At 32.4% G+C, this 22,266-nt stretch carries 19 protein-coding genes and 1 other RNA gene; 6 read left to right on the top strand and 14 right to left on the bottom strand.

Translation table 11 applies throughout. From position 1 onward, the window contains the following. The first annotated feature begins 48 nt into the window (after positions 1-48). A complete protein-coding gene (locus tag IRZ83_RS13075) occupies positions 49-1,464 on the top strand; it encodes a P-loop NTPase fold protein (protein WP_194569332.1) in 1,416 nt (471 codons plus the stop codon). A 125-nt stretch (positions 1,465-1,589) separates the two neighbouring features. Here the strand turns inward: IRZ83_RS13075 and ssrA are convergent. Together ssrA and IRZ83_RS13065 are read right to left on the bottom strand one after the other, a co-directional pair. Further along, positions 1,590-1,985, bottom strand: a transfer-messenger RNA (tmRNA) gene (gene ssrA / locus IRZ83_RS13070). Between the two features lie 67 nt (positions 1,986-2,052). Continuing rightward, positions 2,053-3,255 (bottom strand): serine hydrolase domain-containing protein, encoded by a 1,203-nt coding sequence (locus IRZ83_RS13065; RefSeq protein WP_029272907.1) that lies wholly within the window; start codon positions 3,253-3,255, stop codon positions 2,053-2,055. A 241-nt stretch (positions 3,256-3,496) separates the two neighbouring features. Here IRZ83_RS13065 and IRZ83_RS13060 point away from each other — a divergent pair, with 241 nt between their 5' ends. Further along, positions 3,497-4,699 (top strand): NAD(P)-dependent oxidoreductase, encoded by a 1,203-nt coding sequence (locus IRZ83_RS13060; RefSeq protein WP_194569330.1) that lies wholly within the window; start codon positions 3,497-3,499, stop codon positions 4,697-4,699. A gap of 144 nt (positions 4,700-4,843) precedes the next feature. Here the strand turns inward: IRZ83_RS13060 and fumC are convergent, their stop codons facing one another. The 3 genes from fumC to IRZ83_RS13045 form a co-directional block, all read right to left on the bottom strand. Beyond that, on the bottom strand, positions 4,844-6,229 hold the full coding sequence (fumC, locus tag IRZ83_RS13055) for a class II fumarate hydratase (RefSeq protein WP_029272909.1): 1,386 nt from the start codon (positions 6,227-6,229) through the stop codon (positions 4,844-4,846). 663 nt (positions 6,230-6,892) lie between these two features. Further along, complete coding sequence (locus IRZ83_RS13050; RefSeq protein ID WP_029272910.1) at positions 6,893-9,355, bottom strand: outer membrane beta-barrel family protein; 2,463 nt, start codon at positions 9,353-9,355, stop codon at positions 6,893-6,895. 94 nt (positions 9,356-9,449) lie between these two features. Then, the gene (locus IRZ83_RS13045; protein WP_194569329.1) at positions 9,450-9,794 is read right to left on the bottom strand and encodes an arsenate reductase family protein; all 345 of its coding nucleotides are present in this window, start codon (positions 9,792-9,794) and stop codon (positions 9,450-9,452) included. A gap of 113 nt (positions 9,795-9,907) precedes the next feature. Here IRZ83_RS13045 and IRZ83_RS13040 point away from each other — a divergent pair, with 113 nt between their 5' ends. Both IRZ83_RS13040 and IRZ83_RS13035 read left to right on the top strand, forming a co-directional pair. Beyond that, positions 9,908-10,840: a CPBP family intramembrane glutamic endopeptidase gene (locus IRZ83_RS13040; protein WP_194569327.1), complete on the top strand. Its 933-nt coding sequence runs from the start codon at positions 9,908-9,910 to the stop codon at positions 10,838-10,840. Positions 10,841-10,847: 7 nt separating this feature from the next. Further along, a complete protein-coding gene (locus IRZ83_RS13035; protein WP_194569325.1) occupies positions 10,848-11,888 on the top strand; it encodes an AMP-binding protein in 1,041 nt (346 codons plus the stop codon). Between the two features lie 94 nt (positions 11,889-11,982). Here the strand turns inward: IRZ83_RS13035 and IRZ83_RS13030 are convergent, their stop codons facing one another. The 4 genes from IRZ83_RS13030 to IRZ83_RS13015 form a co-directional block, all read right to left on the bottom strand. After that, positions 11,983-13,197 (bottom strand): RsmB/NOP family class I SAM-dependent RNA methyltransferase, encoded by a 1,215-nt coding sequence (locus tag IRZ83_RS13030; protein WP_029272914.1) that lies wholly within the window; start codon positions 13,195-13,197, stop codon positions 11,983-11,985. Between the two features lie 145 nt (positions 13,198-13,342). Next, positions 13,343-15,316 (bottom strand): KUP/HAK/KT family potassium transporter, encoded by a 1,974-nt coding sequence (locus IRZ83_RS13025; protein ID WP_029272915.1) that lies wholly within the window; start codon positions 15,314-15,316, stop codon positions 13,343-13,345. 134 nt (positions 15,317-15,450) lie between these two features. After that, positions 15,451-16,686: a hypothetical protein gene (locus IRZ83_RS13020; protein ID WP_194569323.1), complete on the bottom strand. Its 1,236-nt coding sequence runs from the start codon at positions 16,684-16,686 to the stop codon at positions 15,451-15,453. Between the two features lie 91 nt (positions 16,687-16,777). Then, the gene (locus IRZ83_RS13015; protein ID WP_194569321.1) at positions 16,778-17,236 is read right to left on the bottom strand and encodes a hypothetical protein; all 459 of its coding nucleotides are present in this window, start codon (positions 17,234-17,236) and stop codon (positions 16,778-16,780) included. A gap of 116 nt (positions 17,237-17,352) precedes the next feature. Between IRZ83_RS13015 and IRZ83_RS13010 the strand changes: the two genes are divergently transcribed. Continuing rightward, positions 17,353-18,414, top strand: a complete 1,062-nt coding sequence (locus IRZ83_RS13010) for a WD40/YVTN/BNR-like repeat-containing protein (RefSeq protein ID WP_029272918.1) — start codon at positions 17,353-17,355, stop codon at positions 18,412-18,414. A 76-nt stretch (positions 18,415-18,490) separates the two neighbouring features. Here IRZ83_RS13010 and IRZ83_RS13005 read toward each other — a convergent pair whose 3' ends face one another. From IRZ83_RS13005 to IRZ83_RS19520, 5 genes are all read right to left on the bottom strand, one after another. After that, on the bottom strand, positions 18,491-18,949 hold the full coding sequence (locus IRZ83_RS13005) for a sensor of ECF-type sigma factor (RefSeq protein ID WP_194569319.1): 459 nt from the start codon (positions 18,947-18,949) through the stop codon (positions 18,491-18,493). A 17-nt stretch (positions 18,950-18,966) separates the two neighbouring features. Beyond that, positions 18,967-19,380, bottom strand: coding sequence for a hypothetical protein (locus tag IRZ83_RS13000; RefSeq protein ID WP_029272920.1), 414 nt, complete (start codon positions 19,378-19,380; stop codon positions 18,967-18,969). Between the two features lie 33 nt (positions 19,381-19,413). Next, the gene (locus IRZ83_RS12995; RefSeq protein WP_029272921.1) at positions 19,414-19,956 is read right to left on the bottom strand and encodes an RNA polymerase sigma factor; all 543 of its coding nucleotides are present in this window, start codon (positions 19,954-19,956) and stop codon (positions 19,414-19,416) included. A 56-nt stretch (positions 19,957-20,012) separates the two neighbouring features. Next, positions 20,013-21,218 (bottom strand): SRPBCC family protein, encoded by a 1,206-nt coding sequence (locus IRZ83_RS12990; RefSeq protein ID WP_194569317.1) that lies wholly within the window; start codon positions 21,216-21,218, stop codon positions 20,013-20,015. Positions 21,219-21,408: 190 nt separating this feature from the next. After that, complete coding sequence (locus tag IRZ83_RS19520; protein ID WP_029272923.1) at positions 21,409-21,597, bottom strand: hypothetical protein; 189 nt, start codon at positions 21,595-21,597, stop codon at positions 21,409-21,411. Between the two features lie 81 nt (positions 21,598-21,678). On the opposite strand from IRZ83_RS19520, the gene IRZ83_RS12985 reads away from it, so the two are divergent. Then, on the top strand, positions 21,679-22,059 hold the full coding sequence (locus tag IRZ83_RS12985; protein ID WP_029272924.1) for a nucleoside triphosphate pyrophosphohydrolase family protein: 381 nt from the start codon (positions 21,679-21,681) through the stop codon (positions 22,057-22,059). The last annotated feature ends 207 nt before the right edge of the window (positions 22,060-22,266 follow it).

The raw sequence follows: 22,266 nt of genomic DNA, 5'->3' as shown, positions 1-22,266 counted from the left end.
TGGATAACAACATTTTGCCTTTAAAAAAATAATAAACACTATTGAAAAATGATTAAACATAAAGAAATTGATATTGTTGCTGGAAATCCCTTTGCTAATTGTAAACTTGATAGGCACCAATATGCTAAAGTTTTAACATCAATTGTAGATACTTACGCAGATGGTTTTGTTTTAGCTATAAATAATAAATGGGGTACTGGAAAAACAACATTTGTAAAAATGTGGGAGCAAGATTTAAAAGATAATAAATATCAAACAGTTTATTTTAATGCTTGGGAAAATGATTTTGAAAACAATCCGCTTACTGCTTTAATGGGAGAATTGAAAACATTAACTAAGGAGGAAACAGAGCCTAAATTTAAAACTGTACTAAATAGGGCTGCCATTTTGTCCAAACATATTGCCCCAGTAGTTGTAAAAGCTATTGCAGATCGGTATATCAATACAGATGGTATAAAAGAAGCGATTGAGAAGGTTACTGAAGGCGTAACAAATATTTTTGAAAATGAAGTAAATGACTATGCAGAAAAGAAAAAAGGTATTACTGAATTTAGAACAAGCCTTTCAAAATTTATTGCGGACACAAATGAAGGGAAGCCCTTAATTTTTATTGTGGATGAATTAGATCGCTGTCGTCCAGATTATGCAGTTGCGATTCTGGAACAAATAAAGCATTTTTTTTCTGTTCCTAATATTGTTTTTGTTTTATCAATAGATAAAGGACAATTGGGTAATGCTGTTCGTGGCGTTTATGGTAGCGAGCAGATTGATGCTGAAGAATATTTAAGACGTTTTATAGATATTGAATATTCAATTCCTGAACCTGATTCGGAAAAATATTGTGACTATTTGTATAATTATTTTGGGCTTAATGAATTTTTTAATTCTGATTTAAGGTCAAGAATTAGTCAATTGAATTATGATGGTATGACGTTTCTTAAAACAGCAAAAATATTATTTAAGAACACTAATGTTTCTTTGCGTCAACAAGAAAAAATATTTGCTCATTCTCGTTTAGTTCTAAGATCATTCCCATATAATAACTTTGTGTTTCCTAATTTGTTTTTGTTCTTGATTTATATTAAAACTCTTAATAATGCTTTTTATAATAAAATAAAATTTAAACAATTAAGTTTAAAAGATTTGCAGATAGAATTTATGACTACTATTAACTTTATTAGTCAAGACGACTTTGATTACGAAATCATCGATTTAGAAGCATATTTGATTCATTATTATAATAATTATGTTTTTACACGCTCCAATAGAAGTCTACTTTTTGAAGAAGATACTAATACTAAACAAAATAAATTACTTATTAATTCATTAACTGATAAATCTCCTGATGGCAGTAGATTTTTAACTATACTTGAGAGTAGGTCAAGAGGATATGATAACGGCGGGGATATAAATATTGAATTTCTGTTTAGGAAAATCGATATAACACAATCAATAACGTTTTAAAAATAGCCTTTAAAAAACTACTCTTTGTAAGGATTTAAAAAACTTTTATTGAATGCTAACTAATAGTATATAATTAAAAATTAAAAACCGTAATCAACTTTATTATTAGTGATTACGGCTTTTTTTTGTGGAGTCGCCGGGAATCGAACCCGGGTCCAAACAAGCAACTAAAGAGCTTTCTACGCGTTTATTTCCTGATTGGATTTTCGATGTTAAGCTAGGTCAGGAACAACCACTCAACACTTATCTTCTTAATTTCGATATCCACCCGAAGCTCATGGAAATCTAGGTCTATTTTTACGGTTCTCCTGGACTGACCGCCACAAACCAAGGCTTTCAAGGAGAATCCAGCTTCCCTATCTGATAGGGACGTGGCTAATCTTACTATAATTCAGATTATGCAGCTAAAGCGTAGTTATTTTCGCCGTGTAAAATTGTAAGATCTTATATTTACGAGCAAGGTCTCAATGCTCGACGTGCTTACTTTTCAATTCGACTTGCTGTCAAAACCAGTCGACCCCAAAAATGAGTTTGCAAATTTATACTATTTGAAGTTAGTTTGGTAATAAAATTTTCAGAAAAATTTTGTTATTCCTCATCTTTAAAATTAAAAGGATAATCACCAAAAATTGGAGCCAATTTTCTAACTGCATAAGTCTTTGTAGTCATTTTATTTGATAAGGCAATAATGGTAACGTGTTCTTTCATCAGCGGAATATAAGATGAAGTATTGCCGTGCCACCAGCCGTTATGGAAATAATAATTTTGTCCAGTTTCCCAATTGATCATTCTAATTCCTAAACCGTAATTTTTTGTTCCCTTGCGTTCATTGCTGTAACCTGTATAAACTTGTTTTAGCAAAGCCGGTTTTAAAAAGTCAGGCGAATTTCTGGCTCTGTCAAATTTTAAAAGATCTCGAACAGTCGAAAAAACGTTTTTATCGCCGTAAACATTATCCAAATAATCAAAACCAATTTCTGCGCCATTTCCTTTGTATGATGGAACGATTTTTTTTCTGTCTTTATCATCATCAAAAACATACGTATGCGTCATTCCCAATGGTTTAAAAATCATTTGAGACATTGCTTCCTTATACGTCAAACCCGTAATTTTTTCAATGATAAGGGCAAGCATTGCATAATTGGTATTGCAGTACCCAAAACGAGTTCCGGTTGTTGATTCTAATCCAACATTTTTTGTGGCTAGAATTTCTAGGATGTCTTTATTCGTAAGCTGATTATGTCTGTCCCAAACTGATTTGTCGTGATCTGTAAAATAAGCATAATTACGCATACCGCTTCGATGGCTTAACAGCATTCGAACTGTACATTCTTCGTATGGAAATGTTTTTAAAATGGTGTTTACTTTTTGATCCAAATCTAGTTTACCGGCATTAACCAATTTTAAAACTGCCGTAGCAGTTAAAACTTTACTGACAGAAGCAATTTGCACTGGAGTGTCAGGTGTTATTTTAGTGCCTTCATTTTTATTAGCATAACCATTGTAGCGTTCAAAAATAATTTGTCCGTTTCTAGCGACCAAAAAACTTCCGTTCATGCTGTTGTTTGGCCAGTTTTTATTGTAGAAATGATTTATCCTGCCTATCACTGAATTTTTATAAGCTTCTGAAATTTTCTTTTCAGGACCTAAAGGTTTCATTTTAGGTAAAGTATCTTCGACTGTAGGAGCAGCAGCTGTTTTTTTTGTTTTGTCTTTGCCACATGAACTTAAAACTAGTAGAGTAAAAAGTATTTGTGGTATCTTTGTTTTTTTAAGGAAAATCATTTGCATCGTTCTTTAAAAACAAATATATCGAATTCAATTTTGTTGTTTTGTCAATTTTTAGTGACTTAAGAGGGTTGCTTTAACAAAATTTTAACTACTGTTTTTTTTATTTGGTTGTTTTTCAGCTTTTAACGGTTTTTAAAGATTCTAAAATGAATTTTAACAACAAAAATTTAACAAAATTTGTTATATTTGAAACAAATACGATTCAAAAAGTTACATTAATAATTGCTTTAAACTTATTTAAATGAAATTTGGAATTATAAAAGAAAGAAAAAATCCACCAGATCGACGCGTTGTATTTTCTCCAAATGAATTAGTAAAACTGAAACAACTTTATAACGATGCAGTTGTAGCAGTAGAGAGTTCAGATATCAGAATTTTTTCGGACACACAATATCAAAGTATGGGAATTACTGTTACCGAAGATGTTTCTGACTGTGATGTTTTATTTGGTGTGAAAGAAGTGCCAATTGAAAATTTAATTCCAAATAAAGCTTATTTTTTCTTTTCTCATACGATCAAAGAACAGCCTTATAACCGAAAATTACTTCAGGCAATTTTAGAAAAAAACATCGAGTTATACGATCATGAAACTATTGTTGATGCTGAAAATCGACGCTTAATAGGTTTTGGAAAATATGCTGGAATGGTTGGTGTTTATAACGGAATTCGTGCTTTCGGAATCAAATTTGAATTGTTTAAGTTGCCAAAAGCAGAAACTTTAGCAGGAAAAGATGCTATGATTATGCACTTAAAACGCATAACAATGCCAGCTTTAAAATTTGTTATTACAGGTACTGGAAAAGTAGGAAGCGGTGCCAAAGAAATTCTTGATGCTATTAAAATAAAAGAAATTACAGTAGACAATTATCTGACTAAAAAATACGCTCAAGCAGTTTATGTGCAGTTGGATGTTTTAGAATACAACAAAAGAACTGACGGACAAATTCTTGATTTTAAAGATTTTGTATCACATCCTGAAGAATACGTTTCAGATTTTGAAAAGTTTACCAAAGTTACAGATATTTATTTTGCAGGTCATTTTCATGCCAACGGCGCGCCGATGATTTTGACAAAAGAGATGCTGAATGCGGGCGACTGTAGGCTAAAAGTTGTTGCTGATATTTCTTGCGATGTAAAGGGGCCAATTGCCTGTACTTTGCGTGCTTCGACAATTGCAGAACCTATATACGGTTATTTTCCTTTAGAAGATAGAGAAGTCGATGTTTTTCATCCTGCAGCAGTTGTGGTTATGGCAGTAGATAATTTACCATGCGAAATTCCAAAAGATGCCAGCGAAGGTTTTGGAGAACAGTTTATGGAACATGTAATTCCAGCTTTCTTTAACGACGATAAAGATGGAATTCTGCAACGTGCAAAAATGACACAAAACGGAAAATTAACGGAAAGATTTAGTTATTTACAGGACTATGTAGACGGGAAATAAGAGTTTTTGTTTCAGGTTTCAAGTTTCACGTTATTAAAAAAGGGAGAAAAGTTTAAATTTTTTCCCTTTTTTAATAATAGTTCATTTCTACTCATTCAGTACTTCATACATGAAACCTGAAACCTGAAACCTGAAACAAAAAAACTAAACCATTTCCTCCGGTTTCACCCAAGCATCAAAATCTTCTGGGGTTACGTATCCTAAACGAACGGCCTCCTCTTTAAGAGTTGTTCCGTTTTTGTGAGCGGTTTGTGCAATTTCAGCAGCTTTGTAATAGCCAATTTTTGTGTTTAAAGCCGTAACCAGCATTAACGAATTGTCTACTAACTCTTTGATGCGTTTATAGTTTGGTTCGATTCCTTGAGCACAATGTTCATCGAAAGAAACACAAGCATCACCCAACAATCGAGCCGACTGCAAAAAGTTAGCCGCCATAACAGGTTTAAAAACGTTAAGTTCATAATGTCCCTGCATTCCTCCAACGGCAATTGCCATATCGTTTCCAATTACCTGCGCGCAAACCATTGTTAAGGCTTCACATTGTGTAGGATTTACTTTTCCGGGCATGATAGAAGATCCTGGTTCGTTTTCAGGAATGTGAATTTCACCAATTCCAGAACGCGGTCCAGAGGCTAACATTCTGATGTCATTCGCAATTTTATTTAAAGAAACTGCTAATTGTTTTAAAGCACCGTGTGTTTCTACGATGGCATCGTGTGCGGCTAAAGCTTCAAATTTGTTTTCAGCCGTTACAAACGGATGGTTGGTAAATTGAGCAATATATGCTGCAACTTTTACATCATATCCTTTTGGAGTATTAAGTCCGGTTCCAACAGCAGTTCCTCCTAAAGCAATTTCAGATAAATGTGCTAACGTATTTTTTAATGCTTTTAATCCGTATGCTAACTGCGCAGCGTAACCTGAAATTTCTTGTCCTAAAGTCAAAGGTGTTGCATCCATAAGATGCGTACGTCCAATTTTTACGACAGAAGCAAATTCAGTTGCTTTTGCAGTTAAGGTTGCGTGTAGTTTTTCGACTCCAGGAATTGTGGTTTCAACAATCATTTTGTAAGCCGCAATATGCATTCCGGTTGGGAAGGTGTCATTTGATGACTGTGATTTATTGACATCGTCATTTGCTTTTATAAATTGTTCGCCCTCGCCAATTTCAAAACCTTTAAGAACTTGAGCGCGATTTGCAATTACTTCATTTACATTCATGTTGCTTTGTGTACCAGAGCCAGTTTGCCAGATTACAAGCGGAAATTGATCTGCTAGCTTTCCTTCTAAAATTTCGTCACAGACAGCAGCGATAGCATCTCTTTTTTCTATGGGCAAAACACCTAAATCATAATTGGCATAAGCAGCTGCTTTTTTTAGATAAGCAAAACCTTCAATGATTTCTTGCGGCATTGATCCCGAAGCACCAATTTTAAAATTATTTCTAGAACGTTCTGTTTGTGCACCCCAATATTTATCAGCTGGGACTTGAACTTCGCCCATGGTGTCTTTTTCTATTCTGTATTTCATTTTGTTGTTTGTAAAATGTTATTTGTAAAATGTAATGTTATTTAAAATTGAAACTTCTTTTGAAAATGAATTCTAGCCCTGATGGAAGCGGCATCCTTTTTGTTTTTTCTTTAAAAACAAAAAGATACAGCGGACAGCAGGAATAAGCTCCTGAAAATTATTATTGTTTTCTGTGAGCTCTTTATTTAAAAGCATTTCAGCTTGTAAAAAAAGCTTATTTAAAATGAGTATAAATATACGGATAAATGTTATTTAACGAAAATTGATTTGGATTTTATTGCTAAGAAAAAATATAAAACATACATTTGTGCTTACATTCAAAAATTCCGGAAAACATGTTTGAATTTTCACAGTACTTAGGCTTTTTACTTTTCTTGACCATACTAACTATAGGGTTTTGGTTGATGTTTTTCTTAGTAGGTTTCGTATCTTATTGGGTTACGGGTGCTAGCTGGGAAATGTTCAAAGAGAAAAGAGCAAAAAAGAGACAAGAAGAACAATCGATTTAATTTTAAATTGACTTCATAAAAAAAGGACCCGTGAAAACGAGTCCTTTTTTTTATTTCAAAATCTATAATCTCATAAATTCCAATAAAAAAAATCCAAATTCCAATTTGATTAAAAATTAGAATTTGGATTTTTGAAACTGATTTTTAGATTGTATTATCCAGGAAATTCTCCTCCGCCTTCATTATCATTTTTAGGCTGTGCATTTTTGTCTCTTTCGTTTTTAGCTTTATTGAAACGGTAAGTAAACGATAAATTGAATTGACGTTTACGGAACTGCATTTCACCGTAAGAAGTTTGGCTCTCAAGTGTTGTATCATTTTGAAGATATGTATATGATCTCATGATTCTTGAGTTGAAAATGTCACTGATGTTGAAAGCAATTGTTCCTTTGTCTTTCAATACATCTTTGCTTAATGCTGTATTCATACCAAACTGACCCAAGTTTTTACCTTGTGCGGTTTTTTGTTCCCCATTATAAACACCGCTTAACTGCCAATCGATTTTGTATGGTAAAGTTACTTTTGAGCTGATTCTGGCAAACCAAGAATTAGCTTGGTTGTCAAGATTTTGTACTACTAAATTACCATTCGTATCAGTGTAAGTGTTTTCTCCGGTAGTTTTTACGTTGTAAAGGTTGAAGTTACTGTTTAATTTCCACCATTTAAACGGTGTGTAGTTCAATGTAAATTCGAAACCAAATTTTTGCTCTTTTCCTAAGTTAATAGGTCTGCTCAAAATAACCGGAATTCCGTTTACTTCTTGGCCGTTTGGAGTTCTCACAAAACTGAAAACATCTTTTGTATCTTCAAAATAAGCCGAAGTTGTAAAAGTTACTTTGTCCCATCGTTTGATGTATCCGATATCGTATTTATCAGTTAAAGAAGGGTCTAAGTCTGGATTTCCTTGAAAAATATTGACATTACTAGAATAGTTTACCGCAGGATTCATAAAACGTCCTCTTGGTCTTGTTAAACGCTTGCTGTAACTCGCTGTAAAATTGCTTTGATCTGAAATTTCATAACTAATAAAAGCGCTTGGAAACAAGTTGTTGTATTTTTTAGTATTGAAATCGTTAGTATCTAATAAATTAACTTGAATATTAGTGTCTTCCCAACGCAAACCAAATAAGTAAGAGAATTTGTTTACTTTAAAACCGTAAGAAGCGTAAAGTGCATTAATATTTTCTTTGTACTCTAAAGTATTAGATAAATTTGGATCTATTGCACCTTGTTCATCAGTAACAAAATATTCGTTATTTAAATCTCCAAAACTTCCTTTATACCCAGCTTCAAATTGGCTTCCTTTTCCTAAAGGCAACACATAATCAGCTTGCAATTGTACTTGTTTTTGTACTTGATTGTTTAAAGTAGTATTAAAGTTTGGCGAAGCCGTAATAATACTGTTGCTGTCGTCTGTATTTCTTGAAACCGATAAATCAGCAGTAAGTTTATGCCCTTTATCGTTGAAGTTTTTAATTAAGTTTGATGTATATTCTACATTTTCACTTCCTGTATCTCCATCATTTAAACGATATGAAGTTCCTGTTAAAGCATGAGCAGCATCAAAATTAGTATAATTAATTAAGTCTGTAGTATTCCCTGAATTTTTTTGGTAATTGATCGCATTTGTCCAAAAAGTAGTTGGAGTAATGGACCACTCTATACCAGCTCTTCCGTTAAATCCGTCAGATGTTCTTTTTGTATCACGATCTTCATCTAAATAACCTTTTGGAGAACCATCTGCATTAAAGTATGAAGTATTTGTTTTTCCACCGCCTTCATTAGTTCTGTAATTATAACCTGCAGTCGTAAAATAGTTTAGCTTTTCAGTTTTATAATTCAAATTGGCACTTAATCCGTAAGTTTCAGGAATACCTGTCGAAGCAATAAAAGTTCCGTTAATACCTTGATTTTTACCTTTTTTAAGAATAATATTGATTAATCCTGAACCTCCTTCAGCATCATAACGAGCTGATGGATTCGTAATAACTTCTACTTTATCAATTGCATCTGCAGGGAGCTGACGCAATGCTTCAGCAACATTAATCGCGTTTGAGGGTCTTCCGTCAATTAAAATTCGGATGTTATCACTTCCTCTTAAACTAACATTTCCTTCAGTATCAACAGAAACAGATGGAACGTTATCTAAAACATCGCTCACAGTTCCTCCTTTTACCATCATATCCTGACCAACGTTGTAAACTTTTTTATCAAGTTTTATTTCTACAGTCGATTTTTCTGCACGAACTACAACTTCGTTTAATTGTGCAGCATCTTCTGATAAATTTACAACTCCTAAATTAGTATCTTCAGAAATAGCTTTTCCTTTAATTTCTGTTGCCTTAAAAGAAATAAATTCAACTTTTATATCATAAGTTCCTGGAGCAACAGCTACTTCAAATTCACCTTTTGGATTGGTGATGCCGCCCGCAATAACTTTAGTGTCATTTGGAGCCATTATCGAAATTGTAGCGTATTCAAGAGGTTGTTTAGTAACCTTTTCAAAAACTTTTCCTGTAACTTTAACCTTGTTTTTAGCAGGAGGTACTTGTTGTGCATAGTTGTAAAAACTTGTCAAAAAAAGTACAAGCAATACAGCAAATTTAATTTTTTTCATTGTTATTTTTGGTTTCATTTCTCTTTAGACGGCAAATGTAGCTTTTGGTTTAAAGAATGAAATCACAAAAAAATGTTAATTTACCTTTTTATAATCAATCTAAGAAGGAAGAAACAAGATCTAAATCTCTTCCAATGATTGCTTTTCCGTCTTTTAAAACAATAGGGCGCTCTATCAAAATGGGGTTATCTATCATAGCCTTAATGATTTGCTCATTAGTCAAAGTTTTTTCTTTGTATTTTTCGATCCAGATTTTTTCTTTAGTTCTAACTAATTGAATTGGTTCCAAATTTAATTTACCAAGTACAGTTTTTAACTCTTCAAAAGTTGGTGTTTCTGTCAAATACGGAATAATTTCATATTCTTGTTTGGTCTGATCAATAAAAGCCAGACAATTTCTTGATTTTCCGCAACGAGGATTATGGTAAATTTGTATCATTTTATTATATTTAAGGTGTTATAAGATTGCTAAAATAAAAATTAGGTATTTTAGCAAGACCAAAAGTAAGATTTACTTATTAAACTGAATTCTCATTTTTAAATTTTATGTCTATGTTTTTAGAACAAGGAATTAAACCTCAAAATAAATTTTGGCTGTATCTTGTTGGATCTGTCTTAATAATACTTGCTTCTTTTATTGGTCAAATTCCTTTTTCCGGCGCTGTACTTTATTCTAGCTTTATAAATAAAAAAGAAATTCCAACAAATAACGAAGCTGTTATGAAAATGTTCGAATCAAATCTAACTTTGTTTTTAGTTATGATTTCGTTTGCTTTTGCTTTTGCGGGTATTTATTTTGTTTTAAAATATCTTCATAATCAAACTCTTCTATCGGTTACTACGTCTAGAAAAAAAGTAGACTGGAATCGTATTTTGTTTTCATTTGTTCTTTGGTCTATTTTTTCGGCTTTAAGCTTTGCAGCGGTTTATTTTAAATCTCCTGAAAATTTCATTTGGAATTTTAAATTAATCCCATTCTTGATTTTAGTCGTGATTGGATCAGTATTAATTCCGATACAAACCAGTACAGAAGAATATATTTTTAGAGGATATTTAATGCAGGGCTTCGCTAATTTGGCTAAAAACAGATGGTTTCCATTGTTAATGACTTCTCTAATATTTGGATCAATGCATATTTTTAACCCAGAAGTTGCTAAAATGGGCTATATCATTATGTTTTATTATATCGGAACAGGCTTGTTTTTAGGAGTTATTACCCTTATGGATGAAGGACTCGAACTGGCTTTAGGTTTTCATGCTGCCAATAATTTGGTCGGAGCTCTATTGGTTACTTCAGATTGGTCTGTTTTTCAAACACATTCGATTTTTAAAGATATGTCTGAACCTTCAGCGGGCTTAGATGTAATATTGCCTATTGTAGTCGTTTATCCTATTTTACTTTTTATTTTTAGTAAAAAATACAATTGGACCAATTGGAAAGAAAAATTAACTGGTGATATAAAAGTTTTAGAACCATTAAATTAATATGCTCATGTCTCAATTAACACATAAAAATGTACACAATTATTTTAAGCTAAATGGTTATCATTTAAATGCAGATGATTTATGCAGAGTAGGCTATAGCTTTATCAAAGAAGGGGATGTTTACGAGAGGGCAATTGGAGAGTTTTTCTTAGATTGGTTTGATGAGAAAGATTATATTGAAATGACAACTTCGGGAACAACGGGGCTTCCAAAATTAGTCAGGTTAGAAAAAAAAGCCATGATCCAGTCGGCACTGGCCACGGGAGATTTTTTTGGATTAGAGCCTGGCAATAAAGCTTTGTTGTGTTTGCCAACTCAATTTATCGCTGGTAAGATGATGCTGGTTCGAAGCTTAATTTTAGGATTAGATATTGATGTAGTGTCGCCTAGCACAGAACCTTTAGCTTTAAATACAACACAATATGATTTTGTTGCGATGGTTCCTTTACAAGTTCAAAATTCGATTGAAAAATTAAAAAATGTAAAGAAATTAATTATCGGCGGAGCCAAAATAGATAGTGCGCTTGAAGAAAAACTCTTACCGTTAAAAACTGAGATTTACGAAACGTATGGCATGACTGAAACTATTACACATATCGCCGCTAAAAAAGTAGGGGAGCGTGCCTTTTCGATTTTGCCAAATGTTAGAATTACGAAAGACGACCGCGATTGTCTGGTAATTTTTGTTTCTTCAATTTCAGAAGAGCCAATTGTAACGAATGATTTAGTTGAACTGATTAATGGCAATCAATTTGTATTTTTAGGAAGAATCGATAATGTGATTAATAGTGGAGGGGTAAAGCTGATTCCAGAACAAATAGAATCTAAATTGATAGGCAAAATAACCAATAGGTTTTTTGTTACTGGCGTTCCAGATTCTATTTTAGGAGAAAAACTGATTTTGGTTATTGAAGGCGAAAAACAAGATTTCGCACCTGATTTTTTTGACGTTTTAGGTAAATTCGAAAAGCCAAAAGAAATTGTTTTTGTTCCTAAATTTAAAGAAAATGAAAACGGAAAGTTACTCCGTAAATCGAGTTTAGTTTAACAAAAGCTCAAAATAAAAAATCCAAATTCCAACTGTAAAATTGGAATTTGGAATTTTTATTTTAATCCCGAAACTTCGGGATTGGAATTTATTTTTAAGCTTTTCTCTCCATAAGTGCCATATAAAATCCGTCGAAACCAGATTCAGAAGCTAATATTTTACGATCTTTTACAAAAGTAAATTGTTGTCCGATCTCAGTTTTTAAGAATTTTTCTACTTGCTCTTGATTTTCAGATGGTAAGACAGAACAAGTTGCGTATACTAATTTTCCGCCTGGTTTTACAATTTTAGAATAGCTCTCTAAAACTTCAGACTGAACTTTACGAATGTTGTCGATAAACTCAGGCTGTAATTTCCATTTAGCATCTGGATTTCTTTTTAGAACTCCCAAACCGCTGCATGGTGCGTCAATTAAAACTCTGTCTGCTTTTTCGTGTAATTTTTTGATCACTTTTGTTGTGTCAATAATACGATATTCAATATTAAAAGCGCCATTTCTTTTCGCTCTTAATTTTAATTGTTTCAGCTTGCTTTCGTATAAATCCATTGCGATCAATTGTCCTTTGTTTTCCATTAAAGAAGCAATATGCAATGTTTTTCCTCCAGCTCCGGCGCAAGTATCTACAACACGCATTCCTGGTTTTACATCAAGAAAACCTGCAACCAATTGTGAGTTTGCATCCTGAACTTCAAAAAGTCCTTGTTTAAAAGCATCTGTCAAAAACACATTTGCTCTTTCTTTTAAAACTAAAGCTTCAGGCTGATCTTTTAAATATTCTGTTTCAATATTCAAATCCATCAAAGTGTTTCTCAAGCTTTCTTTAGTTCCTTTAAGAGTATTCGTTCTTAAAATAACTTTTGCAGGCTGGTTTTGAGCTGCAATTTCTGTAGACCAAACTTTTTCTCCTAATTCTTTAACGCCTAATTCATCCATCCAGTCTGGAATAGATTCTTTTAGTGCTCTAATTTTTGAAAGCTCGTCAAAACGGCCTTTTATTTTTCTTTCTGGAGTTCCTTCCAATTGTCTCCAATCCGGAATAGGATATCCTCTTAAAACTGCCCAAACTGCGAACATTCTCCATAAATTATCTCTGTCGAAAGGTTCTTTAACTTCAGCAATTTCTGCGTATAATCGTTTCCAACGAACAATTTCGTATATGGTTTCAGCAACAAACTTCCTGTCAGAACTTCCCCAACGTTTGTCTTTTTTTAAGGCTCTAGCTACCACTTTGTCTGCATATTCGCCTTCATTGAAAATTGCGTTCAAAGAATCGATGGTAGTATAAACTAAATTTCTGTGTAATCTCATTTTAAATATTTGAGTTGCAAAGGTACTATTAATTGATTGAAAGTTAAATTTTTAATTTTGAATGTTATTTTGACTTTCGTTTAAAAAGAAAAAAAACACTCTGATAAAGTTAAAAGAGTGTTTTTTGAATGTATTTTGTAAAGGTTTATTTTATAATTCTGGTCAAACCAATATTTTCAGGAGCGTGAAGCACCATCGGGAATTTCTCGATTTTAACCGAACTGCTATCTAAACCAAAAGCTCTTTCTTCAGATAAGCTTAATTTTTTAATGAAGAAATAAGAGTTCATGATGATGTTTTCGTGCCATCTTAAGTCATTATCATTTGATAAGAATTTTTCAGACAATACAAATTTAAAGTCACCAATAATATTGTTTTTGTTTAATGATTCGTAACGGCTGGTAATATCTACTTCGCCACGTTTTACCATGTCGCGAATTACTTCTCTAAACATCAAATTGATTTTGGTTGGTTCTCTAAAACCTAAATTAAAATCGATTCTATAAATGTCGTCTTTCGCGATTTCTGTAACTTTATATTGTGTCTTATAAGGTTCAGTAAGAATGTTTACGTGAACAAACCAATAAATATCAGCTCTTTTTGGGCGTTTTTGTAAAATCGAATAAATTACTTTTTCCTCTAATTCATCAACACGATTTGCATTCGTCATATAAACCAAATGCGTTGCGTATTTAGGAATCGATAAATCTTCACTCAATTCCATCAATACCTTTTTATAGTCGTCAATTTTGATGATTTTAGTATAGCTCTTGTTGATTTTCTTAGCCAAATACCAGATCGTCATTATTGAAATTAAAAGCATTGCAATAATTAAGGTTACAAAACCACCGTCAATAAATTTTGTGATATTAGCAATAAGGAAACTAAATTCAATCAACAAATAAATAGTGATAAGCGGCACCATGAAATATAATTTCACGCGTTTCATAATCAAATAATAATTCAGCAAAATGGTTGTCATGATCATACACAAAATAATGGCAAGACCATAGGCATGTTCCATATTTCCGGATTCTTTGAAGTGTAATACAATCCCAACACAACCAAAAAATAATAACCAATTGATTGAAGGAATGTATAATTGCCCTTTTACTTCAGTAGGATATTTAATTTTTACTTTCGGCCAGAAATTCAAACGCATCGCTTCATTAATCAATGTAAATGAACCGCTGATAAGTGCTTGAGAAGCAATTACAGCTGCTAAAGTTGCTACGACAATTCCGAATGGCAAAAACCAATGAGGCATAATCAAATAGAATGGATTTCCGTTTTCACCGCCTAATTGCTGTAATGTGCTTCCTACGTGATGTGTTAAATAAGCGGCCTGACCAAAATAGTTTAAAACTAAAGTGGCTTTAACAAATATCCAGCTGATTCTGATGTTTTTTCTACCGCAGTGCCCCATATCAGAGTACAAAGCTTCAGCTCCAGTAGTACATAAAAATACTAATCCAAGAACAAAAAAGCCTTCAGGGTGAATTTGTAGTAAATGATATGCATAGTAAGGATTAATCGCCTTGATAACTTCAGGATGATGTGAAATCTGTATAGCTCCCAGTGTTCCTAACATGGCGAACCAAATTAACATCATTGGAGCAAAAAACTTCCCAACCAGTTTAGTTCCAAATTGTTGAATAGTGAATAAAACGAACAGAATTCCGATAACAATGCCGACGATTGTGTCAGTTTTCATTGTTGGATAAAAAGCTCTGATTCCTTCTACTGCAGATGATATTGAAATGGGAGGTGTTATAATTCCGTCGGCAAGAAGTGCACTTCCTCCAATAATGGCGGGCACAATGAGCCACTGAATCTTAGTTTTTTTAACTAAGGCGTATAAAGCAAAAATTCCACCCTCACCATGATTATCAGCACTTAGGGTTATAAGAACATATTTTATAGTGGTTTGTAATGTTAAAGTCCAGAAAACACACGAAATGCCTCCTAAAACAATGTCAGCATTAATGATATGTTCACCAAGTATGGCTTTCATTACATATAATGGGGAAGTACCTATATCTCCATAAATTATCCCTAATGTGATCAATAAACCCCCTATAGACAACTTACTATGTAAGTTTTTATGCGATGCGCTCATGTATATTTTTATAAAAGACGGTTGCAAATTTACTGTTTTAAAACAAATTAGCATCAATTATAATTAAAAAGATAAAAAAAAGCACAATCGTTAAATTTTGCTTTCGATTTTTATAAAGAAATGCGATTTTGATATTAACCTCTTCTTCCACCACCTCTTGAACCAGAACCGCTTTCTCTTTGTGGCTGACCGCCTCTAGATTCTTGGCTTGCTCTCGGAGCTTCAGATCTTTGTGTGTTCTGAGTGCTTTGTGGTCTCGAAGCAGAAGCTCTGTTTTCACTATTTCCTCTATTTTCAGAATACGTTCTTGATGGTTCTTGTCTAGTTGCAGCAGGTCTCTCTGTATTTGGTCTGTTTTCAGAATTTCCTCTTGAAGCATTTCCATTATTTTGGCTGTAATCTCTTCTAGGCTCTGTTCTAGGAGTGTTTTCAACTCTCACAGGATTACTTGCTGTAACACTATTATCTCTGCTTGCAGGACGATTTGTGTTATAGTTTCTATCGCCAGAAGAAGGTCTGTTTTCAGCATAATTTCTGTTAGATGTTCTGCCTTCTGTATTAGAAATTCTAGAATTGTTAGGTCTGTTTACGTTATAATTGTTTTGATTTCTGTTTGATTCTCTGCTGGCAACACGTCTCTGATCTAATTCGTATCTGTTGTTAACACTAGAATTTCTTTGAGCAAAACTATTGTTAGGACGCATTCTTTCATAACCATATGTACGTCTTGTTTCGTATAAAGCCGGAGCTCTGTAACTTCTTCTATGATCTACATAGTTGTAACGGTTGTTTACATTGATACAAACATTAATGTTGTTTCTATATCTGTAAATTGGGTAAGGTCTCCATGCATAATAATATGTCGGATAGTAATTCCAAGTCCAGCTAGAATAGTAGGGTCTGTAATTGGTGATCCAGAATGATGTGTAAATTACTGGAGTTACATTGTAAACAGGTTCGTAGATATAATTAGCTCCGTATAAATATGTGTTTCCTACAACCTGAACATTTACTTTATTGTAATTGTCTCTTTCAACATCGATTGTGGCAATGTCTTGATAAACATCTCTATCTAAAACAGCCTGAATAATTACTACGTGAGTTCTGTCTTCTACAGATTCAATTACACGTAAATAATCAACTTGATCATCACCGTTTAAATCAAGGTTAGAAATTTGAAATTTTGGATCATTTAAGCGTCTTTCAAAATCTTGAAGATTTGCAGATTCTCCAAAAATGGAAGCCACAGCTCTTAAATCTAAATTATCGCTTATGTCTGAATTTTTTGCGTATACTGTTGCTCCTGCTTGAGCTTGAGAAGAACTTATACCTAATGTTAATAGTGCGAGTAAAAGTAATTTCGTTTTCATGATATCTTTTATTAAGATTTGTATTTTGAATTATCCAATTATTGTGCCACAAAAAATAACTAATGATCTGTATTTTTTAATTTGTTGTGTATCAATGATATAAAGGTTGTAATTCGTTTTTTATTATCACTATTTTATATATTATGTCTAAAATAGAAGATAGTACGGGTATGACGGCAACAGGATTAGATCTTTTTTTCTTAGGCTGAATCAGCAAATTCATACTTGCTACATCTTCATAAGTATTGGGTTCGATTTCAGATTGTATAATAACTTTAATCATGTTGCCTTCCATTTTTTGACTTACCCTTAAATAATCGACTTTTTCGTCATTGTTTAAATCTAAATTTGAAATTCGATATCCCGGATTATTTAATCTATTTTCAAAATCTTGAAGATTAGATGATTCTTCATAAATATTAGAAACTGCATCTAAATCTAAATTTTCTTTAACGTATGAATTTTTAGGAGATACAACAACTTTCGTTTGAGCATTGGCTTGAATTATACTTAAGAAAAATAAGCTTACAAAACCTACAATTATTTTCATATTTTACTTGTTAAAATTTATTTCAATTGTTCAAAAATCATACCATAAAAAAGAACAAAACTTGCATATATTTTATAATTAATTGTAATTTAGCACCGAATAAATTTTAACCTACTATGAGAAAAATAATGTTGTTTTTTGGTGCTGTTGTTTTATTTATGTCTTTTAAAACACTGAATAACAGTGACAAGGCAAATGTTGGTAATTGGTTTTCAACAGTGCAAATAGATACTTTATTTAAGGATAAAATCAGTATTCGCGCCATTTCAATTGATAAAAATAAAGTTTGGTATGGTGGGGATAATTCTCGCTTTGGCAGCTATGATTTAGATAAAAATCAGAAATTCGAAGAGCATATTTACCGTGATACGCTTAAATTAGAATTTAGAAGTATTGCTCAAACTTCAAATGATGTATTTTTATTAAGTGTAGGAAACCCTGCATTACTGTATCAAGTTTCTAAAAAAACGCAAAAAGTAAAATTAGTTTACAAAGAGATTAATTCAAAAGTTTTTTATGACAGCATGCAATTCTGGAATGATAAAGAAGGAATAGCAATAGGTGATCCTACAGAAGATACTTTTTCGATTATTGTTACAAGAGATGGAGGAGAGACTTGGACAAAATTATTATCAGACAAACTGCCTACAAATGCAACAGGCGAATCTGCTTTTGCAGCAAGTAACACCAATATCGTAATTAAAGGTAATGATACATGGCTAGTTTCTGGCGGAAAAAAAGCACGTGTTTTTTATTCTCCAGACAAAGCTAAAACTTGGAAAGTTATTGATACTCCAATAACGCAGGGCAAAAGCATGACCGGAATTTTTACAGCTGACTTTTTTGATGAAAAAAATGGATTTATAGCAGGAGGAGATTACGAACTTCCGGATAAAAAATCTGACAATAAAGCGGTTACAATCGACGGAGGAAAAACTTGGAAATTAGTAGGACAAGAACAAGGTTTTGGATATGCTTCATGCGTACAATATGTTCCTGGCGGTGAAGGAAAAGAGCTAGTATGCGTAGGAGCTTCAGGTATTTATTATTCTACTGATAATGGTGCTTCTTGGGTGCAATTATCTCCTGAGCCTAAGTTTTTTACTATCCGTTTTATAAATAAGAATACCGCAATTGCAGCGGGTTACAATATCATGGCAAAACTTAACTTTAAGTAATTTAAAAATAATAAGACCCCTAAATAATAAAGTAAGCATTATTATATAGGGGTCTTATCGCTGTTGTTTCTTGTTTTTAATCTTTGCCAGCTTTATCTCGATATTGTTTTAGCAATTTTCGGTTAAAATCATCTTCTGATTTTTTAAGCTTAAGTATCTTTTTTGCTGAAAGTATCTTTTTTAAACTTGTATTATATTTTTCTCTCAAAAGATATAATTCTTTATCAGTGCTTTCGATTTGGCTTAGAAGTGTTCCAGCTTCTTTTTCTGAAAGCGAATTGATATTGTCATCATCTAATTTGCTTAAATACGTTTTCATCTTTAAATGTCTTAATTCGAATTGTTTATCGTCATAAGCATTGTATACTGGCCAGAATTTTTCAGCTTCTGTTGGAGTTAATTCCAATTCAGTCGTCAAAAAAGAAACTTTATAAGCTTTAACCTTTTCGCGCTTTTCATCTATTCTGCCGTTTTGTGCATAAAATGAAAAACTTACTAGGAATAGAATTATCGGTAGTATGTTTTTGATTTTCATCTTTTAAGTTTTATTTTTTATTCGGAAATTAAGTGTTCAATGTTTGGGTTTGATGCTAAAATATCTTCAAGCGTTTCCTCTTCAATAGCAACATTTTTATTCAGTTTCTGAATATCTGTAGTGTCTAAATTCTGAATCAGATCGTATTGATTTAAATTCGATTGATACGATAAATACGTTTCTAAAGTATCTTCGTCCAGTTCTTTTGATGTTGCGTTATAATTGTTTACTATAGGAATCATTAATGCAATAACGACTACCGCTGCTGCCAGCATCGATATTACGTTTTTACGTTTGTAAAACGGAATTACTTTAACTTCTCTTTTGTCTATTTGCTGTAAAACTTTTGCCGATAAATCATCAAAATAATGGTCTGGAGTTTTAAATCCAGATTTGATTTTCGGTTCGTTTTCTAATTTAAATGCTTTCATAATATCTATAAGATAGGTTTTGTTACAAAAGGTTTAATTTGATGTAACATATAATTCAATTTTTTTTACTGCATGATGATAAGATGCTTTTAATGCTCCTACTGATGTACCTAAAATTTCTGCTATTTCTTCGTATTTTAATTCTTCAAAATACTTCATCTTAAATACCAATTGCTGTTTTTCTGGCAAGGCGACAATTGCTTTTTGAAGTTTTATCTGAATTTCATCTCCATCAAAATAGACATCGGCTTTTAAATTATCGATAGTTTTATTCTGTAAAGCTTCTGATGTCAAGCCGCTTAATTTTGCTTTTTGATTCAAAAAAGTCAAAGCTTCATTGGTTGCAATACGATACATCCAAGAAAAAAGCTTGCTTTCGCCTTTAAAATTTTTTAAGTATTGAAATACTTTCACAAAAGTATTTTGCAAAACATCATCAGCATCATCATGATTCAGAACAATGTTTCGAATATGAGAATACAACGGTTTTTGATAATCAGACAAGAGTTTTTGAAACGCTGTATTTTGCGTTTTAGGATCTAATAGTTGTTGTATAAATTCCTTCTCGTCTGTCAAATTTCTTGATTTATTATTAGAATGAATTTCGAACAAAAGGTTTAATTTGCCCTATTTTAGAATTCAGACTGTTCTTCTTCTGGAGTTTTGGCTGGAGTTGTAACAGGTTTTGGTGTAACCGGTTTTTTTACTGCAGGTTTTACCGGTGCAGGTTTTACGGCTGCAGGATCAGCAGGCGATGCTTCTGTTTCGGCTTGGTTTTCAGTTCCGTATGATTGAATAGGTTCAGTAACGGGAACAATTTTTGGTTTAACTGGATAATATATTTCTGTCACTAATTTTGACGGACTTTTTACATCTAGTTTGCTGAGCGTTAAAATCTCAAGATGCGACCAGCTTAATTCTGGAGTTATTTTTTGATTATTTATAAAAGCAATTGTTTTTGCCATTGCTTCGTTCAGGTGTGTATAATCGCCTGTTAGAGTCGTTTTTACTGCTTCAAAACCATTTAGCTTCCCGCCTAAAATATCACTTCCTGGAGTTGTGGTAATTTCTTTGTTTGTTGGCAGACAAATAGAGATTTTTGCTAATCCAGTTGTAGTGTTGTAAGTGTGATAAATAATAAAAGGTTTTCCGTTTGTGCCTAAACCATTGGTTTCGCTAAAGTGAATAAGTTTCGGTATTACGATTCTAGCGTTTTTATTAACCTTTTGAATTTCGCTTGTAAAGGTTTGTTTAATATAAGCTGTTTCGACTTTGTTTACAACGCCGTTCACTTTTATATTAAAAGTTTTAGTTTCGTAATCTAAATTTTTGTCAATGTTTGCAAGGCTTTTTTCGTAAATAGTTCCAATTACTTTATCAGACCCTCCGTTTAAGGCAGTGTATATTTTAAACAAAAAGCTCATTGTTCCTTTCGCTTTCCAAGTTACTTTTGTTTTTCCGTTCAAAGTATCTTTTAAGGTCCAGTTTACATCAGCTTCTGTTCCATCATATTTCATTTTTTGCTGAATGCTTTCTCCTTCTTTAGTTTTAAGTGTTATTGCATTTCCTGCACCTTCTTCACCATTCCAGTAGTATGAACCACCGCTTCCAATCGTTTTATTTGGATACGTCATTTGAATTGAAGGATCTTCTGCAGACCAAGATTCAAAATCTTCGTAGTTTCTAAAATCATTTAAATAGCTGTAAACAGTAGCTTTTGGCGAATTAATCACTTTGCTTCTTTCGACAGAAAAAATCCCTTTTTGGGTAGCGACAAAAACGGTTAGGGCAACTAAGCTTAATAACGATAAAAGAAATAAATATTTTAGAATCTTCATTGGAGTAGGTTGTTTGGTGTCGTAAAGTTATAAATTTTATTACTAGTCACACGAATAGCTTCAAAAAATAAAAGTATAGTATTTAATTGTATTTTGATCAAAAATATGTTCAAATAAAACGATTTTGAAATGGTTTAATTGTAGTTTTTTGAAATTTATTTTACTTCTAAATACTAAATAATTTTTTGATCTATCGTTTGAAGAAAAATTTAATTACAAATAGTAGTGCTATAAAAAGTAAAAACACAAGCAGTACTTTGTAATTTCCTTTGTAGAAAATTTTATGAAGAGCAAGATCTTTTCGATAGGCGAATATCATAACGATTACAAATGCGATAAAAAAACAGACTGCGAATATTAATTGTCCTTGACTAAACATACTTTAAATTATTTTTCACAAATTTAGAGAATTGTATACGAATAGTTGCTAATTTGCCACCTCATTTAATCAATTAAAATCATGAAGAAACAACTTGATGCAGTGACTGAATTTCATACTGCTTTTAAAATAGGTCACAGCCAAACTCCAATTGCTGATTTGGGTGAAACTAAAAAAATGCTCCGCTATAATTTAATGAAGGAAGAAAATGAAGAATATCTAGAAGCGGTTCAGAATAATGATTTGGTTGAAATTGCCGATGCGCTTGGTGATATGATGTATATTTTGTGCGGTACCATTATCGAACATGGATTGCAAGATAAAATTGAAGCTGTTTTTGATGAAATTCAGCGCAGTAATATGAGTAAATTAGGAGAAGACGGCCAGCCAATTTATCGTGAAGACGGAAAAGTAATGAAAGGCCCGAATTATTTTAAACCTGATTTTTCGAAGCTTTTGTAAGATAAAATTTCAAATTGAATTTACTTATTTTCTAATTCTTTTATCAGTTGCGTTAATTTTTGTTCCTAATAAATAGTGTCAAAAATGACATTATAAGATTTTTTAAAAGTTGTGTTTATTTCATCTTTTTAATAATGAGCAATTTCAAGAATATCAATCTGAATATTTAAGTAGATTGGATTTTCATTGTCTTCTTCAATCCAGATA

It is taken from the genome of Flavobacterium sp. JLP, from assembly GCF_015350755.1.
In the GTDB taxonomy this organism is placed as follows: Bacteria; Bacteroidota; Bacteroidia; order Flavobacteriales; family Flavobacteriaceae; genus Flavobacterium.
Note: the sequence above shows the minus strand (reverse complement) of the source record. Positions and strands in the feature narration are given on the sequence as shown.